Annotated in this window: 6 protein-coding genes and 1 pseudogene; 4 read left to right on the top strand and 3 right to left on the bottom strand. The window is 67.9% G+C overall.

Annotation, left to right across the window (positions count from 1 at the left end):
- Positions 1–349: pseudogene (locus FKP22_RS12595) on the bottom strand (serine protease); the annotation flags it as partial.
- Positions 350–515: 166 nt separating this feature from the next.
- Here FKP22_RS12595 and FKP22_RS12590 point away from each other — a divergent pair.
- The 4 genes from FKP22_RS12590 (at position 516) to FKP22_RS12575 (ending at position 5413) form a co-directional block, all read left to right on the top strand.
- A complete protein-coding gene (locus FKP22_RS12590; protein ID WP_141287835.1) occupies positions 516–767 on the top strand; it encodes a DUF1488 family protein in 252 nt (83 codons plus the stop codon).
- Between the two features lie 180 nt (positions 768–947).
- A complete protein-coding gene (locus FKP22_RS12585) occupies positions 948–1646 on the top strand; it encodes a response regulator transcription factor (protein WP_141287834.1) in 699 nt (232 codons plus the stop codon).
- Positions 1647–1704: 58 nt separating this feature from the next.
- Positions 1705–4008, top strand: a complete 2304-nt coding sequence (locus tag FKP22_RS12580) for a sensor histidine kinase (protein WP_141287833.1) — start codon at positions 1705–1707, stop codon at positions 4006–4008.
- A gap of 202 nt (positions 4009–4210) precedes the next feature.
- Complete coding sequence (locus FKP22_RS12575; protein WP_141287832.1) at positions 4211–5413, top strand: choice-of-anchor tandem repeat GloVer-containing protein; 1203 nt, start codon at positions 4211–4213, stop codon at positions 5411–5413.
- Positions 5414–5542: 129 nt separating this feature from the next.
- Here the strand turns inward: FKP22_RS12575 and FKP22_RS12570 are convergent, their stop codons facing one another.
- Together FKP22_RS12570 and FKP22_RS12565 are read right to left on the bottom strand one after the other, a co-directional pair.
- Positions 5543–7117, bottom strand: coding sequence for a M4 family metallopeptidase (locus FKP22_RS12570; protein WP_141287831.1), 1575 nt, complete (start codon positions 7115–7117; stop codon positions 5543–5545).
- Between the two features lie 89 nt (positions 7118–7206).
- Positions 7207–8847 (bottom strand): FG-GAP-like repeat-containing protein, encoded by a 1641-nt coding sequence (locus FKP22_RS12565; protein ID WP_170200870.1) that lies wholly within the window; start codon positions 8845–8847, stop codon positions 7207–7209.
- Positions 8848–9112: the final 265 nt, after the last annotated feature.

Raw genomic sequence — 9112 nt, 5'->3', positions numbered from 1 at the left:
TGAAGCAGCGCAGCACCGTGCCGGCGGGGAAGGACTCGCGCGGCAGCGGCAGCACCGCCACGTCGATCTCGCCGCCGCCGTCGCTGGCCTGGCGCCACAGGCTGAAGCCCTCGTGGTAGGTGAACAGCGACAGCACCTGCATCGCGCGCAGGTCCACCTCGTCGGTGTGCAGCTCGATCTCGATGCGGTTCGGGTGATGCTTGCTGGCCGCGTCGATGAACACATGCCGGCTGGTCACCAGGAACAGCTGATCCTCGCGCTCGAAGAAAAAACCGGTCGCACCGGTCAGCACCCGGTCGCCGTCGTAGGTGGTGATGCGCGTGGTGCTGAGCAACAAAGGTTCGGTCATCGGCATTTCTCCCGTCTGGGCCGATGATGGCATGGGCCGTGCCCGGTCGCCGTACAGTCGGCGTATGTGTGCCAGCGCACGGACGGCGGCACCGCCGCGGGCAATGCTGCCCTGCGGGGCAAGCAGCGGGTTGCCCGCATACACAAGACATCTCAACGGAGACGCGATGAGCACAGAGGCCTTTTTCCACCTTCCTTCCGGTACGGTGCGCTTCTGGGTGCAGGTGCAGGACACCGAGGTCGGCGCCAGCATCGGCAAGGAAGTGCTGCACTACCGCTACCAGTCCGCCAGCCTGGACGACGACCCGCTGGCCACCTACCTGGCCCATGCCGCCGAGCTGCATGCGGCGGTGCAAAAACGCGTGGCCGGCGGCTCGGTCGAGCCGGTGATGCTGCGCGACGGCGACGTGAGGCGCTGAACCGCGGCCGCGACGCGGCTTTTGATGATTCTTGAACATTCCGCTGAAGGCGCGTGCACGGTCTGGCGTCAAATCAAGGCCAGCGTCTTGTCCAACCTTGATACCGCCATGTGCCTGCCGGCTCCCGTCCATTTCCGTCACGGCAACGACGATCGCGTGTCACGCCATTGCGAGCCGTAAGTGCGCGGCTTTCTGCTTGAGGACGATCCGCAGCACGCGGCCCATTTGATCGATTGCCTGGCTGCCACCGGCATCGAGATTTCGCACTTCTCGACCGCCAGCGCGTTCTTCAAGGGACTGGCCGAGGCCACGCCGCAGATGATCGTGCTGGACTGGTGGCTGCCGGACCTCAACGGCTTCGAGGTGCTGCGCAAGGTGCGGGAACACTTCGGCCTGCGCATTCCCATCGTGATGCTGACCTCGGTCGACAGCGAGGATCTCATCGTCTCCGCGCTCGAGGCGGGTGCCGACGACTTCCTTACCAAGCCGGTGGCACGCCCCATTCTTCGCGCGCGGCTGCAGGCCCTTGCGCGACGCATCACACAGGTGCCTGTGGCCTACCGGGGACGCTTGACCTTCGGATCGTTCTGCCTCGACTATGCGGGTCAGAGCGTGGTGGATGTCGATGCGCCCGAAGAGCGATTCGTCCTGACGCCACGTGAGTTCGACCTGATCTGGCTGCTGATGAACAACCCGGACCGCTTCATCCCGCGTGCTGAGCTGCTCGCCGCGGTTTGGGGCAAGGCCAGCGAGGTCGCCACCCACACCCTGGCCCAACATGTGCATGCGGTTCGCAAGAAGCTGGGGCTGGCGCGGCGCGGGATTCGGCTCGTCGCCGTCTACGGTTCCGGATACCGCCTCGAACTGCCCGCTGGCTGAGCGCCTGGGGCTCGCCTCCCGGTGTTGCCCTCCACCCATGTCCTCGTGAACGGCCCTCGTGAACGCGATTCCCTCCCCGGACGATGAGCCGTCGTCGCTGACACCGCCGGCCACCGATGCCGTGGCGCCGGTGGCCACCGATGAGCTGGTGGCCGCTTGGCAGGCGCGTCTGCAGGCATCGACCGGTGAGGCACGCGCCCGTTTGCTGGTCACGCTTGCATGGCACCTGCGCCAGCGCGATCCTGCGCAGGCTCGGCGTATGGCAGGCGAAGCGCTTTCCCTCGTGAGCATCGCCTCCTCGGAAGCGCCCTCGCTGCTGGGCCGGCTGCAGCTGGTTTTCGGCGAGCAGGCGCTGTTCGCTGCGGCGTTCGAGCCGGCGCGCACGCACGCATTGGCGGCCCGCGATCTGTTTGCCAGCGCTGGTGACATGGCCGGCACCGCGGACATGCACGGCTTGCTGGCTTCGCTGGAGGCCGACCTGGGCCACCACGACAAGCGCGACGCTGCGCTGAACCAGGCGCGTGCCGCGGCGCTGGCAGCCGCTGACCCGCTGCGCCTTGCGATCATCGATGCCGCGATGGCCTACAACGCCGCGGTGGCGGACAACGGGCATGCGGCGAGCGATTGGGCTGCCGCCATCGACCCGCAGTTGACCAGCCGGCGCAGCGTCGTGCTGGTGGCTTGCACCAACGACCTGCGCGCGGTGATGGCATTTCAACGCGGTGAATACGGCCTGGCCATCACCTGGCTGCGCGACCAGCTGGAAGCGGCCCGCGTGTGCGGCATGGTGCGCAAGCAGATCACGACCGCGGCCAACCTGAGCATGGCGTTCTCCATGTTCAACGACCACGGGACAGCTCTGGAGTGGGCCCAGGAGGCGCTGGGCATGGCCAAGGCCTGCGGATGGCCGGTCCTGGTGGGCACTGCGCTGCTGCAGACGGCGCAGGTCCTGGACACCCTGGACAAGCGCTCGACGGCCCAGGCCATGCTGGATGAGTCGCTGGCCGTCCTGAAGCAACTGCCTGGCGCTTATCTGCACCTGGAAGCACTCTCCTTCCAGGGGCGCCTCGCGCTGGCGCGGGGCGACGCGATGGCCGCGCTGCAATGGAGCGACGAACTGGAGCGCCTGTCGCAGAAGCACTATCGCGAGAATTTCCTGTTCGCCGTGTGCCTCGGCCGCGCCCGGGCGTTCATGCTGATGGGGCGGGCACCGGAAGCGGAGCAAGGCGCGCTGGCGGCACTCGAAAGTGCGCAAGCCATGCAATGGCCGCACGCGCAGATCGATGCGCTCGAATTGCTGGCGGGCCTGCACGATCGCTTTGAATTGAGCCCGCCGGTGCCGCTGGCGGCCACGACCGCGCCGCTGCACTACCTGGGACAGGCGCTGGCCGTCGCCGTGGCGATGCCCGACTTCCGGGTGCCCTACCGCCTCTTCGAGCAGTTGGCCGAGCAGCATGCCAAGGTGGGTGAACATGCCTCGGCCTATGCGCGCTCGCTCGACGCGGCAGCCGCCCGGGAGGCGACGCACAGCCGGGAGGTGCGCCATCTCGCCATGGCGGCGCAGTTGCGTCACGAGGCTGAATCGGCCCGGGCCGAACGGGATCATCAACGCCGCATCGCCGACATCGAGGCGGAGCGGGCCCGCTCGCTGCAACAGGCCTTGTCCGAACTGAGCGCCGCTCAGGACGAGCTGATGCAGCGCAATGCAGAGCAGGCGCGGCTGCACGCCGAGCGCGAGGAGACACTGGCCTTCCTGGCCCATGACCTTCGTGCCCCGTTGGTGGCGCTGGGTCCGGCGCTGCAGAGCGTGACGCCGAAGTCCGCAGCGCAACGCGCGGAGCGCCTCGCCGAGCGCGCCCTGGCGATGACGGACCGCTTCCTGGCCGTCGCCCGCCTCAGTCGCCTGCCGATCGCCGACCGGGTGCCGCTGGACCTCGCGTCGCTCGTGGATGCCGCCTGCGAGACCTTCGAGCGCCGTGCGATCGATGAAGGCCGGCGGCTGGAGCTGGACCTGGTTTTCGGCATTGCCATCGTGGGACATCGCGAGACCCTGATGCGTGCGTTCTGCAACCTCGTTGACAACGCACTGAAGTTTTCGCGCGACGGCGGGCGGGTGGACGTCTCGGTGGTCTTCAGCGAGCACCAGGCCGCGATGGTGGTGACCGACGATGGGCCTGGCATGCCCGCTGCCGCACAGCAGGTGCTGCTTCGCACCGGCGGCGAGCGCTCGGTCTTCTCCGGTGGCCGGCTGGGCCTGGCGATCGTCGCGGAGGTGGCCAAGGTGCACGAAGCCCGCGTCGCTGTCGACACCGGGCCGCATGGCACGCGCATCGCGTTCTGGCTGCCGCGCGTCGCGGCCTGAGCCAATTATCAGCAACTATCAAGTTCAGGCGCGCCCTGTCATCGCCTGGGCATCCGAAGGGTTCCGCAAGCAGTGCCGGCTGACTACATTGGGGCATCCCCTGAGGAAACGCCGGGCCGTCCCAAGTTTCCTCAACCCCCACGGGGGCGGGCTGGGCGCAGCCCAGCCCTGGGGGCACCCTTAACCCGCATTGGAAAGTCCCATGTTCGATCGAGAAGTTGTGTTGTCCTCGGCAAGGCCTGGTGGCCATCGGAAGACCTTCGGCGCGCTGGTCGCCAGCGTGGCCTTCATGGCCGGCGCGTTGGTGCTGCCTGCCGTCCATGCCGGCGAGAACGGCCCGAAATTCGAGGTGCTCTACACCTTCACCGGCGGCAATGACGGCGCCTGGCCTGCCGGCAACCTCGTCGCCGACAAGAAGGGCAATCTCTACGGCACCACCTCCGCCGGCGGCCCCAATGGTGCGGGCACGATCTACAAGCTGGCGCCGGATGGCACCCAGACGGTGATCCACGCCTTCAACGGCGTGGATGGCAACCTCGCGATGTCCGGCCTGCTGAAGGGCTCGGACGGCAACTTCTACGGCGTGACCGAGGTTGGCGGCCGCAACGGCGCGGGCAATGTGTACAAGGTGACGCCAAAAGGCGAGCTGACCTCGATCTATGAGTTCGGGGCCAGCAATGTCGACGGGTACACGCCCGCCAGCGATCTCATCTGGGGCCAGGGCGGCGAGCTGCTGGGCACGACGGTCAACGGCGGCGCCAACGGCCTCGGCACTGTCTTCAAGGTCACCCTGGACGGCAAGCTCACCATCCTGCACAGCTTCACCGGCGCCGATGGCAAATATCCCGCCGCCAGCCTGGTGATGGATGCGGCCGGCAACCTCTACGGCACCACGTCGAACACCGCCACCGGCAGTTCGGGCACGATTTTCAAGATCGATGCCAGCGGCGCCTTCACCACGCTCAAGACCTTCGACCATGCCTCCGGCTTCTTCTCGCATGTCCCGCTGACACTGGACGCGGACGGCAACCTCTACGGCGCCACCGGCGCGGGCGGCGCGACGGGCAACGGCACGATCTTCAAGCTGACCCCGGGCGGCACCTTCAGCGTGCTCTATGACTTTACTGGCGGTGCCGATGGCTCGGAGCCGGAAGCGGGGCTGATGCTCGATGGCAAGGGCAACCTGCTGGGCACCACCAACTGGGGCGGTTACCAGTACAACGGCACGGTTTTCAAGCTCTCGCCTGATGGCAAGCTGAAGACGCTTCACTCGTTCGACGGCACCACCGGCAGCTACTCGCGGGCCGCCCTGCTGCGCGACAAGGCCACGGACGTGCACTGGTTCTACGGCACCACGTATGCCGGTGGGTCGGGCAGCGGCGTCGTCTACCGCGTCACGAAGTGAACGGGCCGGCGTGACCCGCCGTCAACGCAGCGGCCGCATCGCTGCGCGGGCGCGCGCTCCCCGCCGCCCAAAGTGAAAAAGGCCGCACCCGTTGCCGGGTGCGGCCTTTGCGTGCCGGTCAGGCCTGCATCACGAGCGGTTCACGGCCGTCCATGCCGCCTTGACGGCTTCGGTCTCCGGCGAGGTTTCGCCGAACAGGTCGGTCGCGGCGCTGATGGTGGCGGCGCGGGCGGCGGCGTAGTCGGTGCTGCTGGTCATGTAGACGGTCAGCGCGCGGTACCAGATCTTGGCGGCCTTCTTGCGGCCGACGCCGGTCAGCGTGGCCGAGCCAGTCGCGGTCTTGGTGTCGCCCGAAACGCAGGTCTTGGACGGCGAGCCGGCGGTGGTGCCTTCGGCGAGCAGGAAGTAGAAGTGGTTGGCCACGCCGGACGAGTAGTGCACGTCCAGGTTGCCGACGCCGCTGTACCAGCAGTCGGCCGAGCCGCCATCCTTGCTGGGCTGCTGCATGTAGCGCAGGGCCTCGCCGCTGCCGGCCGGGTAGAGCTCTTCACCGATCAGGTAGTCGCCCACGTCGTTTTCGTTCTTGGCAAAGAACTCGACCATGCTGCCCATGATGTCCGAGGTGCCCTCGTTGAGGCCGCCGGACTCGCCGGAGTAGATCAGCGCGGCGGTGCGCGAGGTCACGCCGTGGGTCATCTCATGGCCGGCCACGTCCAGCGAAACCAGCGGCGTGAAGCTGTTGCCGTCGCCGTAGGTCATGCAGAAGCAGTCGTCGCTCCAGAAGGCGTTGTCGTAGTTGCGGCCGTAGTGCACGCGGGAGTAGGCGCCCTGGCCGTCGTCGGCAATGCCGTTGCGGCCGAAGGTCTTCTGGTAGTAGTCCCAGGTCATGTTCTGGCCATAGGCCGCGTCGGCGGCCACGGTCTCGTTGCTGGTCTCGGTGTTGTCGCCCCAGATCTTGTCGGTGCCGGTGAAGACGGTGCCGGTGCCGAACTGGCGGCTCTTCATGTCCACCACGTAGTGGCCACCGCGGTTCAGGTCCTTCAGCGTGTAGGTGGTGTCGGTCAGGTCCGAGTGCAGCGGCACGTTGCCGGAATACAGGGTCTTGCCCTTGCCCTTGATGTCGGCCGTCTCGATCTCGTCCCACTGGTCGAGCAGGGTGTTGCCGGTGGCGCTGATGATCAGGTGGGCCTGGCTGGGCGTGCCGTCAGGCTGCACGCCGTCCACGCGCACGTCCCAGGCCAGCTGGGCTTGGGCGCCGCGGGCGTAGATCACCAGTTCCTTGTGCTTCACGCTGCCGGCGGAAGCCAGCGAGGTGGTGGCGGCGAGCGCGGTCCTGGCGGCCAGGGCGGCCTCCACCTTGGGTGTCAGGTCGAGCTGGATCATGGCCTTCTGGGTCAGGCTGAGGCCTTGCAGGCTGCCGTCGGCGCGGCTGTGCACCACCAGGTCGCCACCAATCACGCGCAGCCCGTTGTGGGTGCGGGCAAAGCGCACGTGCTCGCTGCCGTCGGCATCGACGACCAGGTCGCGCACCGAATAGGCATCCGCACCCGAACCGTGGGCCGAGGCCAGGGCCTGGCCGCCCAGGTGGGCCAGCGCGCGTTGCACGGCGGGGTGATCGGCGGCGGGTTGTGCCGCCAGGGCCGACTGGCCCATGCAGAGGGCGATCGCGGCAGCGGCAATCAGGCGCAGGGAAGTGTTTTGCATGTGGGAAAGGATTCTGAGTTTCAACAAGGGAACGATGAGCGAGGGCCCCGGCTCGCCGGGCTCGCGGAAGCAAATGCCCGGCAGTGACGTCAGGGTTGCAGCTTGCCGATGCCACTTTGCAAGATCTGGACCGGCAGCGTGCTGCGCGACTGCAGAGCCACCTGCAGCTTGGCGCGGCTGTTGAACACCATGTCCGCCGTCACCACGTCGGGCAGGCCGTCCTGGTTCAGGTCGACTGCCGCGACGGCATGCGGCTCATCGGTGCCGGTCACCATGTTGGCCTGGAGGAAACTGGGGTTGTCGCTGCCGGCTGTGCTGCGGTTCAGCAGGACACCGATGGCGCCAGTGGGGGTGTTGCCCACACCCAGGTAGCTGACCAGCACGTCGGGGCGGCCGTCCAGGTCCATGTCGGCGGTGGCCATGCCGAAGGGCACGCCGCCAATCTGCCGCACGTTGGGGACGAAGACGGGGGTGGTGGCGCCGGCGGGGGTGCGGTTGACCAGCAGGGCCCAGGTGGCGCCGAAGCCGTTTTCGCCATTCATCGTGATGACGTCCGTCTTGCCGTCGCCGTCGATGTCCAGCGTGATCATGTCCGTCGCGCCCTCGAAGGTGTCGAAGGTGGTGGCCGGGGCAAAGCTGATTTTCGATGAACCGGCCGGCGTGGTGTTGAGCAAGATGGCAACGTTGGCGCCGTTGCTGTTGCCCAGCGCGATGTCGGGCTTGCCGTCGCCGTTGAAGTCGCCCGTCACCACGGTCTGCGGCGACGAGAAGCTGCTGGTGGCGCTGGCTGCGAAGCCGATCGGGGCCTCCAGCGCCACGGTGGTCTCGCCGCGCTTGGTCAGGTTGCGGAAGACGATGGCGCGGTTGGTGTCGGCCGCCGAGGGCGAGCCGAAGCCGGCGCCGACGATGTCGATCTTGCCGTCGCCGTCGAAGTCGGCGCAGGCCATCTGGTTCATGTAGCCCCAGGGCAGCGAGGCCACGTCGGTGCGCACGAAGCTCAGCGCGCCAGGCTGCGAGCTGTTCATCTGCACCGTGAACTGGTTGATGCCGGCACCGGCGGCCACCAGGTCCGGCTTGCCATCGCCGTTGAGGTCGCAGGCGGCCGGCTTGTTCGGCGCCGAGATCATGCCCAGCGCCAGGGGAGCGGCCAGCACCGGCGTGCCGGTCGCGCCGGCGGCGGTCTTGTTCAGCAGCACGTCCAGCGTGCCGGCGTCCTGGTTGGCCAGCACCAGTTCGGGCATGCCGTCGCCGTCCAGGTCGGCACTGGCCATGCCCCAGATGAACTGGCCGATGGCGGCCGCGGGGGTGGTGGTCGCCAGCGCCAGCGTGTCCAGGCTGCCGGCGGTCTCGATGGCCTTGTCCAGCTGCAGCGTGAACTTGCCCAGCTTGCGGTGCTTGGCGTTCTTGCCCAGCACCTGCACCGGCACCGTGACGCTGGTGGCGCCGGCCGGAATGGTGACGATGCCGCTGGTGGGCCAGTAGTCCTTGCCGGCCTTGGCCGAGCCGTCCACGGTCTGGTAATGCACGCTGACGGCATTCGTGGTGTCGCCCTGGCGCACGATCTTCATCGGCAGCACGGTGGGCTGGTCACCCAGCGTGACGGCGCCATTCTTGCCGTTCAGGGCGGTGGACTGGGCATGGGCCGAGTCGCCCAGGGCGAACACGGCCAGCGCGGCGACCAGCAACTGGACGGAGGGCAGAAGGCGGAAACAGGCAACGACGGCGGGCACGGGCAAACTCCTAGCGGACTGGCTTCTGGGATGTGGGGGATGCCCGGGCGGGTGGCCCGGGCCCCACCATGTGGTGGTAGTGCGGCAGTGGGTGATCTGCAGCCCTGGCGCAAAGATAGGCGGCGGCGCCAGGCAAGTCCTGCCCAATTGATGACCAAACCATGACTGCGGGGGTAGTCCCCGCGCAGTGGCTTAGAGCAGCGTCAGCAGGCGGGGTGCGCGGGGCGGCGCGAGCGCGTCCTCGGCGGCCGCATAGAAAGGGCTC

It is taken from the genome of Ideonella azotifigens (assembly GCF_006519715.1).
Classification (GTDB): domain Bacteria; phylum Pseudomonadota; class Gammaproteobacteria; order Burkholderiales; family Burkholderiaceae_C; genus Ideonella; species Ideonella azotifigens.
This window is presented reverse-complemented; position numbering and strand designations above follow the sequence as displayed.